15 protein-coding genes, 3 rRNA genes and 1 pseudogene are annotated in these 18,909 nt (G+C 41.8%); 5 read left to right on the forward strand and 14 right to left on the reverse strand.

The features are described from left to right. Positions 1-116: 116 nt before the first annotated feature. Complete coding sequence (locus tag MKZ14_RS21770) at positions 117-1,703, forward strand: acyl--CoA ligase (RefSeq protein ID WP_339280498.1); 1,587 nt, start codon at positions 117-119, stop codon at positions 1,701-1,703. Between the two features lie 115 nt (positions 1,704-1,818). On the opposite strand, the gene rrf is transcribed toward MKZ14_RS21770, so the two are convergent. The 3 genes from rrf to MKZ14_RS21785 form a co-directional block, all read right to left on the reverse strand. Next, positions 1,819-1,934 (reverse strand): 5S ribosomal RNA (rrf, locus tag MKZ14_RS21775). Between the two features lie 191 nt (positions 1,935-2,125). Beyond that, positions 2,126-5,053 (reverse strand): 23S ribosomal RNA (locus MKZ14_RS21780). Positions 5,054-5,234: 181 nt separating this feature from the next. After that, positions 5,235-6,786 (reverse strand): 16S ribosomal RNA (locus tag MKZ14_RS21785). Together the 16S, 23S and 5S rRNA genes form the textbook arrangement of a ribosomal RNA operon. 271 nt (positions 6,787-7,057) lie before the next feature. On the opposite strand from MKZ14_RS21785, the gene MKZ14_RS21790 reads away from it, so the two are divergent. Further along, positions 7,058-7,714 (forward strand): hypothetical protein, encoded by a 657-nt coding sequence (locus MKZ14_RS21790; protein WP_339280499.1) that lies wholly within the window; start codon positions 7,058-7,060, stop codon positions 7,712-7,714. Positions 7,715-7,750: 36 nt separating this feature from the next. Here the strand turns inward: MKZ14_RS21790 and MKZ14_RS21795 are convergent, their stop codons facing one another. Next, entirely contained in the window at positions 7,751-8,425 is a 675-nt protein-coding gene (locus MKZ14_RS21795; protein WP_009374014.1) for a KinB-signaling pathway activation protein, read from the reverse strand. A gap of 151 nt (positions 8,426-8,576) precedes the next feature. On the opposite strand from MKZ14_RS21795, the gene gerD reads away from it, so the two are divergent. After that, on the forward strand, positions 8,577-9,185 hold the full coding sequence (gene gerD, locus MKZ14_RS21800; protein WP_016994497.1) for a spore germination lipoprotein GerD: 609 nt from the start codon (positions 8,577-8,579) through the stop codon (positions 9,183-9,185). Positions 9,186-9,240: 55 nt separating this feature from the next. Here the strand turns inward: gerD and MKZ14_RS21805 are convergent, their stop codons facing one another. The 3 genes and pseudogenes from MKZ14_RS21805 to MKZ14_RS21815 form a co-directional block, all read right to left on the reverse strand. Beyond that, positions 9,241-10,296 (reverse strand): P-loop NTPase, encoded by a 1,056-nt coding sequence (locus MKZ14_RS21805; protein ID WP_016994496.1) that lies wholly within the window; start codon positions 10,294-10,296, stop codon positions 9,241-9,243. Between the two features lie 72 nt (positions 10,297-10,368). After that, a complete protein-coding gene (locus MKZ14_RS21810; protein WP_036077736.1) occupies positions 10,369-11,082 on the reverse strand; it encodes an N-acetylmuramoyl-L-alanine amidase in 714 nt (237 codons plus the stop codon). Between the two features lie 124 nt (positions 11,083-11,206). Then, a pseudogene (locus MKZ14_RS21815) lies at positions 11,207-12,088 on the reverse strand (DUF4822 domain-containing protein); the annotation flags it as partial. Between the two features lie 520 nt (positions 12,089-12,608). Here MKZ14_RS21815 and MKZ14_RS21820 point away from each other — a divergent pair. Then, a complete protein-coding gene (locus tag MKZ14_RS21820) occupies positions 12,609-13,214 on the forward strand; it encodes an ankyrin repeat domain-containing protein (RefSeq protein WP_312124170.1) in 606 nt (201 codons plus the stop codon). 19 nt (positions 13,215-13,233) lie between these two features. Further along, positions 13,234-13,713 carry a nucleoside deaminase gene (locus MKZ14_RS21825; protein ID WP_339280500.1) on the forward strand — a complete coding sequence of 160 codons (480 nt, stop codon included), beginning with the start codon at positions 13,234-13,236 and terminating at the stop codon, positions 13,711-13,713. Positions 13,714-13,817: 104 nt separating this feature from the next. Here MKZ14_RS21825 and rpsI read toward each other — a convergent pair whose 3' ends face one another. The 7 genes from rpsI to rplQ all read right to left on the reverse strand — a co-directional run bounded on the left by rpsI (position 13,818) and on the right by rplQ (position 18,901). Next, the gene (gene rpsI / locus MKZ14_RS21830) at positions 13,818-14,210 is read right to left on the reverse strand and encodes a 30S ribosomal protein S9 (protein ID WP_004233744.1); all 393 of its coding nucleotides are present in this window, start codon (positions 14,208-14,210) and stop codon (positions 13,818-13,820) included. Positions 14,211-14,235: 25 nt separating this feature from the next. Continuing rightward, on the reverse strand, positions 14,236-14,673 hold the full coding sequence (gene rplM / locus MKZ14_RS21835) for a 50S ribosomal protein L13 (protein ID WP_004233742.1): 438 nt from the start codon (positions 14,671-14,673) through the stop codon (positions 14,236-14,238). A 178-nt stretch (positions 14,674-14,851) separates the two neighbouring features. After that, complete coding sequence (gene truA, locus MKZ14_RS21840; RefSeq protein ID WP_016994491.1) at positions 14,852-15,592, reverse strand: tRNA pseudouridine(38-40) synthase TruA; 741 nt, start codon at positions 15,590-15,592, stop codon at positions 14,852-14,854. A 13-nt stretch (positions 15,593-15,605) separates the two neighbouring features. Further along, complete coding sequence (locus MKZ14_RS21845; protein ID WP_016994490.1) at positions 15,606-16,403, reverse strand: energy-coupling factor transporter transmembrane protein EcfT; 798 nt, start codon at positions 16,401-16,403, stop codon at positions 15,606-15,608. Beyond that, on the reverse strand, positions 16,400-17,272 hold the full coding sequence (locus MKZ14_RS21850; RefSeq protein ID WP_016994489.1) for an energy-coupling factor ABC transporter ATP-binding protein: 873 nt from the start codon (positions 17,270-17,272) through the stop codon (positions 16,400-16,402). The genes MKZ14_RS21845 and MKZ14_RS21850 overlap by 4 nt, the downstream gene beginning before the upstream one ends. Next, positions 17,248-18,093, reverse strand: coding sequence for an energy-coupling factor ABC transporter ATP-binding protein (locus MKZ14_RS21855; protein WP_016994488.1), 846 nt, complete (start codon positions 18,091-18,093; stop codon positions 17,248-17,250). Before MKZ14_RS21855 ends, MKZ14_RS21850 begins: the two co-directional genes overlap by 25 nt. 427 nt (positions 18,094-18,520) lie before the next feature. Further along, positions 18,521-18,901 (reverse strand): 50S ribosomal protein L17, encoded by a 381-nt coding sequence (gene rplQ, locus MKZ14_RS21860; protein WP_008181938.1) that lies wholly within the window; start codon positions 18,899-18,901, stop codon positions 18,521-18,523. Positions 18,902-18,909: the final 8 nt, after the last annotated feature.

An 18,909-nucleotide genomic window follows, 5' to 3' on the forward strand; every position in this document is an offset into this window, starting at 1 on the left:
AACTCTAATATTTCTATTTAACGTACTAATTATTCTTGCTGTATATTATTTCAATTGTTAAAATAAAAATAGTTTTACGAATTTTCTATCAAATTTTCTGGGGGAGGATGTTCAAGATGGTATCAAATGATTTAATTGCACCTGAATTTTATAACATCACAGAGGAATTAGAAAAATTTTCGCAAGATAGTGATCGCCAAGCAATACGTTGGTTAAATACCCAACAAGAGAGACGGACAGTTTCTTATGTGGAACTTAATCAAAAAATGAATCAATACGCAAATGCTTTTACGGAGAAGGGGCTTCAAAAGGGTGATCGTGTATTAGTTATTATTCCTCGACTTCCAGAAGCCTATTTCGTTTTTTTAGGCTGCTTAAAGGCTGGCATTGTACCTATTTCATGTTCAGAGATGCTACGTGCAAGCGATTTAGAATATCGTATGGAGCATTCTTCTGCTAGTGCAGTGATTGCCTATGAGGCTTTTACTAGTGAAATTGATCAAATTACTTCTTCTGTAGACGCATTGAAAAATAAACTAGTGATCGGTGCTGCGAAAGGAGATTGGACTTCTCTAGATGAATTGGCAAACAAGCAACCAGTTACATTTACAGCTGTAGCTACTACACGTGATGACATGGCATTCCTATCTTATACATCTGGTACCACTGGCAAACCTAAAGGTGTTGTTCATTCACATGGCTGGGGTTATGCGCATATTAGAACTGCAGCTTCAAAATGGCTTTGTGTACGTGAAGGAGACCTTGTGTGGGCAACAGCTGCTCCAGGTTGGCAAAAGTGGATATGGAGTCCTTTTTTATCAACAATCATGCTCGGTGCTACCGCATTTGTCTATCATGGTGGATTCGATGCAAAAACCTACCTTCAATTAATGCAGGATGAAAAAGTTAATGTTCTATGTTGTACACCGACTGAATACCGTATTATGGCGAAAATTGATAATTTACAAGATTATAATCTATCATCTTTACGTAGTGCTGTTTCTGCTGGTGAACCTTTAAATCGCCCAGTTATCGAAACGTTTATGAATCATTTTGGACTAAAAGTACGTGATGGCTATGGACAAACAGAAAACACATTATTAATTGGTACACTCGAAAACACAGAATTACGCCCTGGATCTATGGGTGTTCCAACTCCAGGTAATATTGTACGTATTATCGACAATGAAGGAAACGAAGCACCGATTGGCGAAGTTGGTGATATTGCTGTTCACAAATCTTCACCAGCTTTATTTAAAGAATATTATAAAGAACCCGAGCGCACACAAGCTGCATTCCGTGGGGATTGGTATATTACAGGTGATCAAGCAAAATGTGATGAAGACGGTTACTTTTGGTTTGAAGGCCGTGGGGATGACATAATTATTTCATCTGGTTATACGATCGGACCATTTGAAGTTGAAGATGCATTAAACAAACATGAAGCTGTACAAGAGTGTGCAGTTGTAGCTGCGCCAGATGAAATCAGAGGACATATCGTAAAGGCATTTGTGATCTTACGAGAAGGCTTCAAAGAGCGTAATGAAGATGAGTTAACAAAGGAGCTACAAGAGCATGTTAAAGCGTTAACAGCCCCTTATAAATATCCTCGTAGCATTGTCTTTATTGATGAGTTACCAAAAACAACATCAGGGAAAATTCGTCGTATTGAACTACGAGCTACTACAGTTCATACACATTAAGTATTAAAATAAGAAGGCATCCTCAATGGATGCCTTCTTATTTATGCGTTTATAAATAAAGAATCCGTTCAAATAAAAAAAGCCACTACTGAGTGTATCAGTAGCGACTTTTTGCGCCTAGCGACGTCCTACTCTCACAGGGGGAAGCCCCCAACTACCATCGGCGCTAAAGAGCTTAACTTCCGTGTTCGGTATGGGAACGGGTGTGACCTCTTTGCCATCATCACTAGACTTATTCGACCTCCAATACACGGCGTATTACTGCGTCAGCTGCTCTCGTTCAATCAGTCACGTACATAAGTACGCTCCTTCAATCACTCGTTTGCTTCCTTGTACTACTTGTGTCTTGAAGCTCTCTTTTTTTGTTGAAAGATTTGTTCTTTCAAAACTGGATAAACGGTGCATTGAATGTTTCAAACGTTTTGGTTAAGTCCTCGATCGATTAGTATTCGTCAGCTCCATGTGTCACCACACTTCCACCTCGAACCTATCTACCTCATCGTCTTTGAGGGATCTTACTTACTTGCGTAATGGGAAATCTCATCTTGAGGGGGGCTTCATGCTTAGATGCTTTCAGCACTTATCCCGTCCACACATAGCTACCCAGCGATGCCTTTGGCAAGACAACTGGTACACCAGCGGTGTGTCCATCCCGGTCCTCTCGTACTAAGGACAGCTCCTCTCAAATTTCCTACGCCCACGACGGATAGGGACCGAACTGTCTCACGACGTTCTGAACCCAGCTCGCGTACCGCTTTAATGGGCGAACAGCCCAACCCTTGGGACCGACTACAGCCCCAGGATGCGATGAGCCGACATCGAGGTGCCAAACCTCCCCGTCGATGTGGACTCTTGGGGGAGATAAGCCTGTTATCCCCGGGGTAGCTTTTATCCGTTGAGCGATGGCCCTTCCATGCGGAACCACCGGATCACTAAGCCCGTCTTTCGACCCTGCTCGACTTGTAGGTCTCGCAGTCAAGCTCCCTTGTGCCTTTACACTCTACGAATGATTTCCAACCATTCTGAGGGAACCTTTGGGCGCCTCCGTTACCTTTTAGGAGGCGACCGCCCCAGTCAAACTGTCCGCCTGACACTGTCTCCTGCCCCGCTAAGGGGCATGGGTTAGAATTTCAATACAACCAGGGTAGTATCCCACCGACGCCTCCTTCGAAGCTGGCGCTCCGAGATCTCTGGCTCCTACCTATCCTGTACAAGTTGTACCAAAATTCAATATCAGGCTACAGTAAAGCTCCACGGGGTCTTTCCGTCCTGTCGCGGGTAACCTGCATCTTCACAGGTACTATAATTTCACCGAGTCTCTCGTTGAGACAGTGCCCAGATCGTTACGCCTTTCGTGCGGGTCGGAACTTACCCGACAAGGAATTTCGCTACCTTAGGACCGTTATAGTTACGGCCGCCGTTTACTGGGGCTTCAATTCGCAGCTTCGCTTGCGCTAACCACTCCTCTTAACCTTCCAGCACCGGGCAGGCGTCAGCCCCTATACGTCACCTTACGGTTTTGCAGAGACCTGTGTTTTTGCTAAACAGTCGCCTGGGCCTATTCACTGCGGCTCTCATGCGCTTGCACGCTCAAGAGCACCCCTTCTCCCGAAGTTACGGGGTCATTTTGCCGAGTTCCTTAACGAGAGTTCTCTCGCACACCTTAGGATTCTCTCCTCGACTACCTGTGTCGGTTTGCGGTACGGGCACCTCTCACCTCGATAGAGGCTTTTCTTGGCAGTGTGAAATCAGGAACTTCGTCCATACGGACTCGCCATCACAGCTCAACGTTACAGTGTGCGGATTTGCCTACACACACGCCTTACTGCTTGGACGCGCACAACCAACGGCGCGCTTACCCTATCCTACTGCGTCCCCCCATTTCTCAAACGGTGAGGAGGTGGTACAGGAATATCAACCTGTTGTCCATCGCCTACGCCTATCGGCCTCGGCTTAGGTCCCGACTAACCCTGAGCGGACGAGCCTTCCTCAGGAAACCTTAGTCATACGGTGGACGGGATTCTCACCCGTCTTTCGCTACTCATACCGGCATTCTCACTTCTAAGCGCTCCACCAGTCCTTCCGGTCTGACTTCAACGCACTTAGAACGCTCTCCTACCACTGACATCGTAGATGTCAATCCACAGCTTCGGTGAATCGTTTAGCCCCGATACATTTTCGGCGCAGCGTCACTCGACCAGTGAGCTATTACGCACTCTTTAAATGATGGCTGCTTCTAAGCCAACATCCTGGTTGTCTGTGCAACGCCACATCCTTTTCCACTTAACGATTACTTTGGGACCTTAGCTGGTGGTCTGGGCTGTTTCCCTTTTGACTACGGATCTTATCACTCGCAGTCTGACTCCCGTGTATAAATATCTGGCATTCGGAGTTTGTCTGAATTCGGTAAACCGGGATGGCCCCCTAGTCCAAACAGTGCTCTACCTCCAGTATTCTCATCACGAGGCTAGCCCTAAAGCTATTTCGGAGAGAACCAGCTATCTCCAAGTTCGATTGGAATTTCTCCGCTACCCACACCTCATCCCCGCACTTTTCAACGTGCGTGGGTTCGGGCCTCCAGTAAGTGTTACCTCACCTTCACCCTGGACATGGGTAGATCACCTGGTTTCGGGTCTACGACCACGTACTACTTCGCCCTATTCAGACTCGCTTTCGCTGCGGCTCCGCCTTCTAAAGCTTAACCTTGCACGTAATCGTAACTCGCCGGTTCATTCTACAAAAGGCACGCTATCACCCATTAACGGGCTCTAACTACTTGTAGGCACACGGTTTCAGGATCTCTTTCACTCCCCTTCCGGGGTGCTTTTCACCTTTCCCTCACGGTACTGGTTCACTATCGGTCACTAGGTAGTATTTAGCCTTGGGAGATGGTCCTCCCGGATTCCGACGGAATTTCACGTGTTCCGCCGTACTCAGGATCCACTCAGGAGAGAACGAACTTTCGACTACAGGGCTTTTACCTGCTCTGGCGGACCTTTCCAAGTCGCTTCATCTAACTCGCTCTTTTGTAACTCCGTATAGAGTGTCCTACAACCCCAAGAGGCAAGCCTCTTGGTTTGGGCTCTTCCCGTTTCGCTCGCCGCTACTCAGGGAATCGATTTTTCTTTCTCTTCCTCCAGGTACTTAGATGTTTCAGTTCCCTGGGTCTGCCTTCAAGACGCTATGTATTCACGTCAAGATACTACGCGATTAAACGTAGTGGGTTCCCCCATTCGGAAATCTCCGGATCAAAGCTCACTTACAGCTCCCCGAAGCATATCGGTGTTAGTGCCGTCCTTCTTCGGCTCCTAGTGCCAAGGCATTCGCCGTGCGCCCTTAATAACTTAACCAAGTTATTAAGCCTATAAAAAACTTAAAAAATAAATGTGTTTGTTACAATTTCAATGTCGTTTTATCCAGTTTTCAAAGAACAAGTTTTGAAGTGTTTCATTCAGGAAGAATGAACCTTCAAAACTGAACGCAAAACGTAATCTTACAAACCCAAGGTTTGTATTCCGAAATAATCCTTAGAAAGGAGGTGATCCAGCCGCACCTTCCGATACGGCTACCTTGTTACGACTTCACCCCAATCATCTATCCCACCTTCGGCGGCTGGCTCCAAAAGGTTACCTCACCGACTTCGGGTGTTACAAACTCTCGTGGTGTGACGGGCGGTGTGTACAAGGCCCGGGAACGTATTCACCGCGGCATGCTGATCCGCGATTACTAGCGATTCCGGCTTCATGTAGGCGAGTTGCAGCCTACAATCCGAACTGAGAACGACTTTATCGGATTAGCTCCCTCTCGCGAGTTGGCAACCGTTTGTATCGTCCATTGTAGCACGTGTGTAGCCCAGGTCATAAGGGGCATGATGATTTGACGTCATCCCCACCTTCCTCCGGTTTGTCACCGGCAGTCACCTTAGAGTGCCCAACTAAATGATGGCAACTAAGATCAAGGGTTGCGCTCGTTGCGGGACTTAACCCAACATCTCACGACACGAGCTGACGACAACCATGCACCACCTGTCACCGTTGCCCCCGAAGGGGAAACTATATCTCTACAGTGGTCAACGGGATGTCAAGACCTGGTAAGGTTCTTCGCGTTGCTTCGAATTAAACCACATGCTCCACCGCTTGTGCGGGCCCCCGTCAATTCCTTTGAGTTTCAGTCTTGCGACCGTACTCCCCAGGCGGAGTGCTTAATGCGTTAGCTGCAGCACTAAGGGGCGGAAACCCCCTAACACTTAGCACTCATCGTTTACGGCGTGGACTACCAGGGTATCTAATCCTGTTTGCTCCCCACGCTTTCGCGCCTCAGCGTCAGTTACAGACCAGAAAGTCGCCTTCGCCACTGGTGTTCCTCCAAATCTCTACGCATTTCACCGCTACACTTGGAATTCCACTTTCCTCTTCTGCACTCAAGTCCCCCAGTTTCCAATGACCCTCCACGGTTGAGCCGTGGGCTTTCACATCAGACTTAAAGGACCGCCTGCGCGCGCTTTACGCCCAATAATTCCGGACAACGCTTGCCACCTACGTATTACCGCGGCTGCTGGCACGTAGTTAGCCGTGGCTTTCTAATAAGGTACCGTCAAGGTACAGCCAGTTACTACTGTACTTGTTCTTCCCTTACAACAGAGTTTTACGATCCGAAAACCTTCTTCACTCACGCGGCGTTGCTCCATCAGGCTTTCGCCCATTGTGGAAGATTCCCTACTGCTGCCTCCCGTAGGAGTCTGGGCCGTGTCTCAGTCCCAGTGTGGCCGATCACCCTCTCAGGTCGGCTACGCATCGTCGCCTTGGTGAGCCGTTACCTCACCAACTAGCTAATGCGCCGCGGGCCCATCCTATAGCGACAGCCGAAACCGTCTTTCAGTCTCTTGCCATGAAGCAAAAGAGATTATTCGGTATTAGCCCCGGTTTCCCGGAGTTATCCCAAACTATAGGGTAGGTTGCCCACGTGTTACTCACCCGTCCGCCGCTAACGTCAAAGGAGCAAGCTCCTTTTCTGTTCGCTCGACTTGCATGTATTAGGCACGCCGCCAGCGTTCGTCCTGAGCCAGGATCAAACTCTCCATAAAAGAAATTTGATTAGCTCAAATTGTTTTGCTGGCATCATGTTTGATGTCCAAAATTTTGTTTCGTTTACTAACTCAAGGTTAGCTACTAAAAACTTTATTGATTACGTTTTGCTTGTTCAGTTTTCAAGGTTCATGTTTTCTTTATTTCGTTGTCACCTCTTGGCGACTTATACATAATAACATCGATTATTCATGAAAGTCAACACTAAATCATAAGTTTTTTTAAGGAGATTCATTTTTTATTTAATATTTTAGAAACGAGGTTATCATTATGGTCCGTAAAACGTTGATTTCACTGCTTTTAATCGTAACGCTCTTTGCCTTTCTAAAGCCTATAAATTCAACGATGATTTCTGTATTCAATATTGCGAATGCACCAGTAGTGGTCACGAAAGGACATTATGGCATATCTCTGATTGTAGAGATTTCTTTCTCTGATGACTCTCTATTAGAATGGCTACAAACGGTGAAGGAGCCTTACCCACTTCTACTTTTAGATGCCGACTGGATTAAACGGTCACCCGATCATTTAAAAATTATCCAACAACGAAAATTGCCTACAGGATTACTTGGGCCGGATGATTCAGTAGAAGAACCCGTTGATATTGCGCTCATCCAAAAGGATATTGATACTTACGAAAAATATTTAAAAGAAAAACCTTTATGGTTTGCTACCCGAAATCATCAATATTCACAGGATATACAGAAAGCTTTATTCCAACAACAAATGAATTTACTATCTCCTTCTCTTATTTGGCAAGGTGAGAAAACTCCGAAATTACAAAAAGGGGATTTTGTCTTTTTCCCACTACACCAAAAAAATCAAATATCCTTTAAAGAGTTTAACACGCTAATACAACAACATAAGTTTATGTCGATTGAAGAAAATATATTTGGTTATAAAGTTCAAACTAAAAAAGCCCCATAAAAAAATTGCCTCCACTATAGTGGGGCAATTTTTTCCTTATGCGTTTTTAGCCTGTTCACGACGAGCTTTACGGCGTGCTTCTAATTTTTGACGATCCTCATCGGATTTTGCATTATATTTAGGTAATACTAATAATTGATACGCATTAACCGCCAATAACGGGAATAATAAAAGCGCAACATACTCATTAATATTTTCATCTCGACCCATCAATGCAATTGTCCATTCCAACGTTGTAATGACAATCATAAAGAATAGTGCAGAAATCATTACATGTTTTTTCCCTGTTAATTTTACTTTTTGAACAGCTGTTGCTATGGCCCCAAAGATGAGCACAATTAATAGTCCTACATAGAACAACCAGCTTTGCCCATCCTTAACTCCAGGAATAAAGCGGAAGAAAATAATATCGAAAATCGTAATGGCAATTAATAATAGTTGTACCCAATTCCATAATGTCAGTGTTCTAAAAATATTAACACCTACTTGATGAAGTGTTAAATAAGCGAAAAAGCCAGCTTGTGCAATAACACTCATTGTAAACCCTAAGAAAACCATCCATAAAAGTCCTGCGAAAAACTCACCCCATTGACCGTTTGCTATGTATGGTTGGAAGAATTCCCAGCGAATAAATAAACTAAAAACTCCGTTGACTGCACCACCAACGAGCATTGCAAAGAAGAAAAACTTTGCCCAATTTCGTATCGTCACAACTAAAAGTCCCCCAATTTCTCAATATATCTGTCCTTATTTTATCAATGCCTTGTTAAAAAAGCTATTTCTCATCCTAACCAATACATAAAGTCCTCAGAAATGTGAACAATAATTGAAAGAGTCTCTCTAGAGAAAGGACTGATTGCCGATGCGAAAATTCACCTTATTACTGATTCTAATGCTTTTTCTTTCTGCCTGTTCACAAGATAAAACCTCTACCATGTCCTATGATGAAATAAAAAAAATCATGATTGACTCTTTGCAAACAGAGGATGGTAAAAAGGCATTGCGACAGCTTTTGGAGGAGCCAAGTTTCCGTGAGCTCTTGATTTTAGAGCATGATGAAGTGAAAAAGGCTACCGAGGAAACTTTACTTTCCAAGGAAGCAGAAGACTTTTGGAAAAAAACCTTTGAAGATCCAAAGTTTAAAGAAACTGTTGCGAAAAGTATGCAAAAACAGCAACAGGATATTATGAAGAACTTAATAAAAGATCCGACTTTCCAAAAGGATATGGAGGCATTTTTCGGGCAGCCCGATATGCAAAAGCAGTTGGAGACTATCCTTAAATCTTCCAATATGCGCAAGCAAATGGAGGAAGTCGTAAAGGAAACGATCGAAAGCCCTTTAATGCAATCTAAATGGCAGGAACTTATTAAAAAGAGTGGCGAAACAAGTTCATCAGGAAGTGGCAATAAGAAAGAAGCAAGTGGCGATAGCGGTGGTGGATCGGGTAAGGAACAAAAAGGTACCGAGTAACCTTGGTAATGTAAAAACGGATTTCCCCATAAAAGTGGTGGAAATCCGTTTTTTATTATTTATTTAATTTACCGATGATTTTGGTAGCAATATCTAAATAAATTTGTCCTGTTGTATGTTTTTCAGCATATACAGAAGGAGCAAAATCTTCATCTGTCCAATCTGGTTGCCCAAGCGGGATTTGTCCAAGTAGCTCTGTACGTAATTCATCAGCTAGCTTTGGACCTCCTCCTTGCCCAAAGACAAATTCTCGGTCACCTGATTTAGATTCAAACCATGCCATGTTTTCGATAACACCTAAAATTTCATGGTCTGTTTGAAGCGCCATTGCCCCTGCACGTGCCGCAACAAATGCTGCTGTTGGGTGTGGTGTTGTTACAACAATTTCTTTTGATGAAGGTAACATTTGATGGATATCTAATGCAACGTCACCTGTGCCAGGAGGTAAATCTAATAATAGATAATCTAATTCACCCCACTCCACATCACGGAAGAACTGATCTAATACTTTACCCAGCATTGGACCACGCCATACGATCGGTGCGTTATTTTCCACAAAGAACCCCATTGAAATCATTTTTACCCCAAAGCGATCTACTGGGAAAATACGATTATCGACTACTTTAGGCATATCCGTCACACCCATCATATCAGGCACACTAAATCCATAAATATCTGCGTCAATTAAGCCGACTTTCTTTCCTAGTCGAGCTAAAGCAACAGCTAAGTTAACTGATACCGTCGATTTACCTACTCCACCTTTACCAGAAGCAATTGAAATTACTTGTACTGTGCTTAGCGGTGATAAAATATCCTGTGCTTCTGACTCTGTTGCTGTACCACGGAAGCTTTGTAATTTTTCTGTTGAAAGTTCTTCAAAGCGGATACCAACCGTGTTTGCACCCGCTTCTTTCAACACCTCAACAACTTTCATTTGTAGTTGTAATTGTTCAGGTGTATTCAGTTTAGCAATGGCAATTTTTACACTGACATGATTTTTTTCTTCTTTTATTGCTACGTTCGTTATACCATCTGTTTCTGCAAGCGATTTATGTAAAAATGGATCTTGTAGTTGTCCTAGTATTTCTCGTACTTGTTGTTCAGTAATCACGACGAACACTCCCCTTATATTGTCTCAATATTAGTATATCATAATGATTTGATTTACGTTGTAGATGTTGCTCTACTCAATTTTAGCTAATAAATAGTCTTCTATACCTTCAACTATGGCATCTGCCATTTTTTCTTGATACTTTTTATCAACTAATAATGCTCGTTCCTCATCATTACTAATAAAACCAGTCTCTACTAAAGCTGCAGGTACTTCCGCTTTCTTCAATAAATAGATTTGCTTAATAGACAATGCTTCACGGTCTGTATTTTTTAAATTAGTGCGAATGGATTGTTGAATACTCTTGGCAAGAATCTCTCCATCAGCATGTCCTTCCTTATGGTAAAATACCTGTGCGCCACGCCATTTTGTTTCAGGTATGGCATTTGCATGAATAGTTATAAATACATCAGGCTTTTCCTTTTCCACGATATCCTTTCTTAAGAAAATATCTTGCTTTTTCCGTTCTCTCATTGTTCCATATTTTTCTGATGGCGCATGCTCATCTATTACATCCCCATTTTTTGTTCGTGTCATTATAACCGTTGCGCCTTTTTTCTTTAATTGCTTCTCTACATGCTGAGCAATTGCAAGTGTAATATCCTTTTCAATCACTTCGCCCTTTGAAGCTCCTCCATCCTCACCACCATGCCCTGCATCAATGACAATTTTTATGCCACCAAGTGGGTCCGGTAAGAAGAAGTTACGGTCCGAAGCATTTGTTTCATATGCCACGACCACTATACTCATAAGCATAATTACTCCTAGTGCAAGCCAGCGCTTCACCCATATCCACCACCCTTTTACATTTAGTGTACGAAATTAATGGATAAACTATGCCAGAAAGTAAAAAAAACTCCCAAGTCGCAAACTTGAGAGTTTTCTTCTATATTAAGGGAGGAAGAACAACTTATTGTATTGTAAAGGTAGGGTTAAATTCACCTGTATATGGTTCATGCTCTACAAATACAGTTATTTCATTACCCTCTTTGTCTTTACCTGTTCGTTTATACGTGAACTTCTTATCGTTGATTTCTGTAATTTCAAGGGCGACACCATACTTATTATCACCGATAGAAACATGCGCTCTTATTTTATTATCATGAATGACATCAAAGTAACCATAGTCTCCACGACTTTCACCTGTTTCAGGATTGAAGAACTCATATCTATTTGTATTTGCATCATACTTTGCAATGCTAATGAAATTTGAATTGAATTCTGTTACATCATTACCCGCTTCATCTAACACAACAGTTCCATGCCATAATGTATCAGCTAAAATTTTGTCTCCGTCCACGTCTGTAACAATATCACCTGTTGAAGCATCTAACGTTTTATCGGAATCTGTAAATGCCAGTTCCTTTTCTTTATAAGGTATATGTTCCACGAATACTTCCACATCATTTCCTGTAGCATCTTTACCCATTCTTTTATAGGTAAAGATACTATCGTTTAGCTCAGTGATCTCGACAACCGCTTGGTATTTTTTCGATTCTGAAATTAATATTCTTTGTTTCCCATCATTTGTGATAAAGAATGTCCCTTTATCGTCACGGCTTTCACCTGTAGCAGCGTCAAAGAATTCATAATGACCTGTCTGAGCATCATATTTTGCTAACCCAATGAAATTTGCGTTCTCAGCTGTTAAGTCATTATTATCTTTGTCGTAAACTTTTGTACCTTGCCAATTTGTACCACTTAGAATATTAGCCATTTCTTGTCCCTTTGTTAATTGCTCTTTGGCAGTATTTTCTGTTGAAGCGCTTTCTGTTTTGACTTCCTCACTATTCGTTGTATTGCCTTTTGTAGGCGCCTTATCTTGACATGCTGCCAGTAATGCTATTGCTGCAACAGATACTATTAATAATTTTTTCATAACTACTTACCTCCATCGGTTAGTTTATATTTTGAGTTACATCAAACCTATAACGATAATTTTTTAAAATGAAAGGTTTGTTGTACCTTCTGAAACTATATTAAAGTGGAATGTTAAACCCCCCCTAAATAATTTCTTAAAAAAACATAAACTTATACGAAAATATTTTTAATATATATTAAATCTGCACAGAAATAGTGTTGTCTATGTAAAAAGCTAATGATTATTTTCTAGATCTTCTTAATCTCCAGCAAATACCTTCCTATTATTTATTATATGAAAAAACTAAGCACAGCATATTTTTTTCATATTACTCGTACAATTCGTAACGTGTTACCATATTTTTATAAACGAAAAAGTAGGATACAGTTATATACACTAGTCATTTGGCTGTTATATTGCTGGACACCTCCAAAGAAAAGAAGGTGGAAAAATGAATGATCAATTAATACTTTCAGCAGCGAACGGTGATACTGACAAAGTATTAGCACTTCTGCAAAATGGCATCAATATTAATGTAACGGATCAGAATGGAAGAACGGCTGTTTTAGCTGCCACTTATAATAATCAGGTGGATACTGTGAAGGTGCTCATTGAACATGGTGCAGATATTAATATTCGAGATAATAACCTTGAGAACGTACTTTTACATGCAGGTGCATCAGGCTATTTAGAAATCGTTAAACTTGCCATAGTGGCAGGGGCAGATACAAAGCTGACTAATCGCTTTGGTGGAATTGCCATCATCCCTGCAGCAGAACGTGGGCATGTTGAGGTAGTTCGAGAGCTACTTAATCACTCAGACATTGATGTCAATCACATTAATAATTTGCATTGGACTGCTCTATTGGAGGCAGTCATATTAGGCAGTGGCGGGGAAAAGCATCAAGAAATTGTGCAACTATTAGTAGATTATGGTGCTGATATGTCTATCGGAGATCGAGATGGTGTCACGCCATTGCAGCATGCAAAAAAACTAGGCTTTTATGACATTGAGCAAATTTTAAAAGAAGCTGCAGCAAAGCGAAATAATAGTTAACACATAAGGAGGTTTTTTCATGATCCAGGACGTAGATCTAAAGCATCTAGAGAGATGCATCGAGCTTGCCAAAAATGCGCTGGAAGCAGGAGATGAGCCCTTTGGTTCGATACTTGTAAATTCAAATGGCGAGATACTGGCAGAAGAACAAAATCGTGTATCGGGCGGGGATCATACACAGCACCCAGAGTTTGCATTAGCACGCTGGGCAGCACAAAATATGAGTCTCGAGGAAAGAGGCTCAGCAACCGTTTACACTTCTGGAGAACATTGTCCAATGTGTGCTGCAGCCCATGGATGGGTTGGGCTTGGAAGAATTGTTTACGCTAGCTCATCTAAACAGTTAGCGCAATGGCTAAATGAGATGGGTATCATTTCTACATCACGAGTTCGTAATTTATCCATTCATGAAGTCATTCAAGATACTATTATAGATGGCCCCGTTCCTGCATTAGCCGAGCAGGTGCATCAACTTCATCTTCAGTTTCATAAGAAATAGTGTTAAGCAATCTTTGAAGTAACTTCAAAGATTGCTTTTTATGATGGAATGACAAAAGACTCCTTCCACGAAAGTAGAAAGAGTCTTTGTATAGAAAGCAGATATTAACGTTTTGAGAACTGAGGTGCACGACGAGCGCCGCGTAGACCTGGTTTTTTACGTTCTTTCATGCGTGAATCACGAGTAAGTAATCCAGCTGATTTTAATGCAGCACGGAAATCTGGGTCTACTTGAAGTAGAGCACGAGCGATACCGTGACGAACAGCACCAGCTTGACCAGTGTATCCACCACCGTTAACGTTTACGTGGATATCATAGCTTCCTGTAGTTTCAGTAGCTACTAATGGTTGTTTAATTACTTCGCGTAATGCAGCGAATGGTACGTATTCTTCGATTTCACGTTTGTTGATAACAATTTTACCTGTACCTGGTACTAAACGTACGCGAGCTACAGAGCTTTTACGGCGACCAGTGCCGATGTATTGAACTTGTGCCAAAGTAATATCCTCCTCTTAATTTATATTATCCGCGAAGCTCGTATGCTTCTGGTTTTTGTGCAGCATGTGGATGCTCTGTTCCAGTGTAAACATTAAGTTTAGTGAACATTTTACGACCTAAAGAGTTTTTAGGAAGCATTCCTTTAACTGCTAATTCGATCATTCTTGTTGGGTATTTATCTAACATTTCACCAGCAGTACGTGTTTTTAAACCACCCGCAAATTGAGTATGGTGACGGTATAGTTTACCCTCTAATTTGTTACCAGTTAAATGGATTTTGTCAGCGTTGATGATGATTACGTGATCACCTGTATCAACGTTTGGTGTGAATGTTGGTTTATGTTTACCACGTAAGATTGCAGCTACTTCAGAAGCTAAACGTCCAAGAGTTTGGCCTTCTGCATCAACTACTAACCATTTACGGTCTACTTCGTGACCTTTAGCCATGAATGTTGTACGCATGTATATATCCTCCTAATCGATTCGATTACCGTTATTTTTCATTAGACTACACTATAAGTTTCGGGGCTTATTTGTGGTGGTAATGAAAATACCATCTGTTATCATATAATGAATGACTTTTAAAGTCAAGCAATTTCATTAAACACCTGGTGAAGTTGTTCAGAATTGTAGAACGCCACTAATAGAACACTTTTTCTAAGTACAGCCCTTGTGGTGGTGCGGTTTTTCCCGCCTTATCACGATTACCTGAAGCAACTACCTCGGACACATTTTCAATCATACGTCGACCTATGCCAACCTCCCAAAGAGTACCTGCAATAATACGCACCATATTATATAAGAAGCCATTCCCTTCAATCACCATATGTAGCTCTTCACCATGCCATTCAAATTGCAATAATGTTACTGTGCGTACTTTATCTTTCACACTTGTATTCGCCGCGCAAAAACAAGAAAAGTCATGTGTACCAATAATAGCCTTAGCTGCCTCTTGCATCGCCTCTACGTTAGGTTTGACTCCATTTGTCTCTACAGTATAATATCTGCGGAATGGACTTTGGATAGGCTCACAAGACCAAATATAGCGATATCTTTTTCCAGCCACGTCATAACGCGCATGAAAGTCATGAGCCACTTCCTCTACCGATAATACACGAATATCTCGTGGCAGTTGCACATTCAAAGCCTTACTATACTTTTCTACAGGTATGCCAAGTGGTGTGTCGAAATGCAATGTTTGCCCTGTCGCATGTACTTTAGCATCTGTACGACCACTTGCAGTTACCTTAACCGATTCTCCCTTATGCATAATGGCTAGAACACGCTCAAGCTCAGCCTGCACTGTACGTTCCCCTGGCTGTATCTGATAGCCTGAAAAAAGTGTTCCATCATAGCTAATAATTACTTTTAATCGTCGCATATAGCCTACTCCTTTAACTTCTATAGAAGAATAGCAATACGCCTATTGCTACTAATAACACAAGCGCAAATGTGTCCCCCATATCCCATTTTAACCTGCGGTACCTAGTGCGCCCTTCACCACCGCGATAGCCTCTTACTTCCATCGCTGTTGCTAAATCCTCAGCCCGTTTAAATGCACTGACAAAGAGAGGCACAAGCAATGGTACTACTGCCTTTATACGGTCCTTAATTGGCCCAGATGATAAATCAGAGCCCCTTGCCATCTGTGCCTTCATAATTTTATCCGTCTCATCCATTAAGGTTGGAATGAAGCGTAATGAGATGGACATCATTAAAGCCAATTCATGGACGGGTACTTTTATTGCTTTTAAGGGATTCAGCAGAACCTCGATACCGTCTGTTATGGAAATTGGTGATGTTGTAAGGGTTAAGATTGACGTCATAAATACTAATACTAGAAAACGAATTGAGATAAATATCCCCCGCCTAATCCCTTCATCATAAATCGTAATGAATTTTGATTCAAACACAGGGACGCCTTCCTTCGTCATAAAAATATGGAGAAGGAATGTAAAGGCCATTAAAAAGAGCACTGGTTTGAGTCCATTAATTAAAAAATAAAGGCGAATGCGCGATATTAATACAATCAGTAGCGTGAATGCGAGTAACATCGCATACGTCACGGTATTATTGGCTAAAAACACAATAATAATAAAGGCGAACACAAAGATCAGCTTTGACCGTGGATCAAGCTTGTGTACGGGTGAGTCACCAGGTAAGAAGCGACCAAAGATCATTTTTTCCATCATGACTCTGCACGCTCCTCTCTAAGTGCTTGAGCAATTTCAGCAGCAAGCTCTTCCTCTGTTAAGCAAACCTTAGACAAGGAATGACCCATCATGTGTTCAATCTTTTGCTGAAAGCGGACAATACGTGGAGGCTCTAGACGGAATTTCTTTAATGTTTCAACATCTTTAAAAATAATTCGTGGTGTTCCACTTAAGACATTCTTTCCTTCATGCATGATCACAATATTATCTGCGTACCGAGCTGCATCCTCCATACTATGGGTTACTAGAATGGTTGTAAGATGACGTTCTTGATGGAGCTGATAAAACATATCCATAATTTCCTTTTGACCTCGTGGATCAAGACCTGCTGTTGGTTCATCTAAGACAATAACCTCAGGATCCATCGCCAAAACACCTGCAATCGCTACACGACGCATTTGACCACCTGATAAATCGAAAGGTGATTTATCCAAAACACTATCAGGCAAACCGACTAAGCTGACAAGTTCTCTTGCACGAGCTTCCGCCTCCTCCTCTGATATACCAAAGTTCATTGGGCCAAACATAATATCCTTTAACACTGTTTCTTCAAAAAGTTGATGCTCTGGAAATTGAAAGACAATGCCCACCTTTTGTCTTACAGCTTTTAAATCCTTTGCTTTTTTCCCAGCTATAATAAGTCGATCTCCTATATGTACTTCTCCTGAAGTAGGTCTTAGAAGCGCGTTAAAATGCTGCAGAATCGTTGATTTTCCAGAACCCGTATGGCCAATTATCGCTTGATACGTATGAGATGGAATGTCAAAATCTACATCGAATAATGCCCGTTTTTCAAAGGGGGTTCCTTGTGCATAGGCATAGCTTACTTGTTGAAGTTTGATGTCCATAAATCATTCACCAACTCTTCTTCTGTCATATGTTGCCCCATTAATGGAACACCTTCCTTTTGCAATAGCTTTGATAACTTCAAGGCAAATGGCAAATCTAGTCCAAATTCAACTAGCTTGTCTCCAAGTGCAAAGATTTCAGCAGGTGTACCTTCTGCAAATTTCTTACCATCATTCATAAAAAGAACACGATCTGCTAACATTGCCTCTTCTAAATCATGGGTAATAGATAAAACTGTTAATCCTGTTTCTGCACGTAATGTTTGCACCGTTTGTAACACCTCTGCACGACCCTGAGGATCTAACATGGATGTAGCCTCATCTAAAATTAAAAGCTTCGGCTTTAAAGCAAGTGCCCCAGCAATGGCTACACGCTGTTTTTGTCCACCAGATAAATGATGTGGCTCATGGTCTAAAAACTGACTCATTTTTACCTGTTCGAGTGCCGCATGTACACGTTTCACCATTTCTTCAAAAGGGATACCGTTGTTTTCCAAAGCAAATGCTACATCATCCTGTACCGTTGCCCCAACGAATTGATTGTCAGGGTTTTGAAAAACCATTCCCATCAAGGAGCGAGATTCCCAAAGATTTTCTTCATTTAAAGGTTCTCGTAATATTCGTACATCCCCCTGTTGAGGAAACAATAAACCATTCATCAGCTTGGCAATGGTGGACTTACCAGAACCATTATGTCCTACAATAGCAATCCACTCACCTTCATCAACAGCAAAACTAACATTTTCTACAGCATTACGACTGTTTTGAATTTCTGGTGTATATGAAAAAGTCACATTATTTAAAGATAAAATTTCAGGCATATCTAGAACTCCTCTCTCTAAGCTCAGCTCTACTAACTAACTTACACTTTTTTATGTATGAATTCTACTACAATCCGTATGTCGATAAAAGAAAAATACTACAATAGCAACTCAAATTGATAATGGACTAATGGAATTACAAAATAACGCCCATATATTAAAAAAAGCACCACAAATTGGCGCCATCTAATCTAATAAAAAAGCGCGCACCTCATTCGATAGAAATGCGCTAGTCGTTACATTTACAAGAAATATGGGTGCTCAAGCCCTTATTTCTCCTGAATGAGGTGCGGAGAGCTAAACGAGACGCCACACTAATAAGTGTCCGCTCATCATAACGCTCAGCTTAATTATTTGTCGTATAAATCATTTATAAAGAAAGAGGGTGGTGATTCCCACCCTCTTCACCACAAGTTTTCTCTTATGATTAAACTAGTTCAATCACAACAACAGGTGCACCGTCGCCACGACGAGGACCTACTTTAAGAATACGAGTGTAACCACCTTGACGCTCAGCATAACGTGGTGCAACATCATCAAATAACTTTTGAAGTGCAAATGATGTTGATTCGTTACCTTCTGCATCAGTCGTTGTTACTAGTTCACGACGGATGAATGCAGCAGCTTGACGGCGTGCATGTAAATCTCCGCGTTTACCTAAAGTAATCATTTTTTCAACAGCTTTACGTACTTCTTTAGCGCGAGCCTCAGTAGTTTCGATACGCTCGTTGATGATTAAATCAGTAGCTAAGTCACGTAACATCGCTTTACGTTGAGAACTTGTACGACCAAGTTTTCTGTAACCCATGGATGTTT

Source organism: Lysinibacillus sp. FSL P2-0066 (assembly GCF_037969495.1).
GTDB lineage: Bacteria > Bacillota > Bacilli > Bacillales_A > Planococcaceae > Lysinibacillus > Lysinibacillus boronitolerans.

What these genes read in the sequence shown, in the direction of transcription:
- MKZ14_RS21770 (WP_339280498.1), top strand. Translation starts at nt 117, where the DNA reads ATGGTATCAAATGATTTAATTGCACCTGAATTTTATAACATCACAGAG.
- MKZ14_RS21790 (WP_339280499.1), top strand. Translation starts at nt 7,058, where the DNA reads ATGGTCCGTAAAACGTTGATTTCACTGCTTTTAATCGTAACGCTCTTT.
- gerD (WP_016994497.1), top strand. Translation starts at nt 8,577, where the DNA reads ATGCGAAAATTCACCTTATTACTGATTCTAATGCTTTTTCTTTCTGCC.
- MKZ14_RS21820 (WP_312124170.1), top strand. Translation starts at nt 12,609, where the DNA reads ATGAATGATCAATTAATACTTTCAGCAGCGAACGGTGATACTGACAAA.
- MKZ14_RS21825 (WP_339280500.1), top strand. Translation starts at nt 13,234, where the DNA reads ATGATCCAGGACGTAGATCTAAAGCATCTAGAGAGATGCATCGAGCTT.
- rplM (WP_004233742.1), bottom strand. Translation starts at nt 14,673, where the DNA reads ATGCGTACAACATTCATGGCTAAAGGTCACGAAGTAGACCGTAAATGG.
- truA (WP_016994491.1), bottom strand. Translation starts at nt 15,592, where the DNA reads ATGCGACGATTAAAAGTAATTATTAGCTATGATGGAACACTTTTTTCA.
- MKZ14_RS21845 (WP_016994490.1), bottom strand. Translation starts at nt 16,403, where the DNA reads ATGATGGAAAAAATGATCTTTGGTCGCTTCTTACCTGGTGACTCACCC.
- MKZ14_RS21850 (WP_016994489.1), bottom strand. Translation starts at nt 17,272, where the DNA reads ATGGACATCAAACTTCAACAAGTAAGCTATGCCTATGCACAAGGAACC.
- MKZ14_RS21855 (WP_016994488.1), bottom strand. Translation starts at nt 18,093, where the DNA reads ATGCCTGAAATTTTATCTTTAAATAATGTGACTTTTTCATATACACCA.
- rplQ (WP_008181938.1), bottom strand. Translation starts at nt 18,901, where the DNA reads ATGGGTTACAGAAAACTTGGTCGTACAAGTTCTCAACGTAAAGCGATG.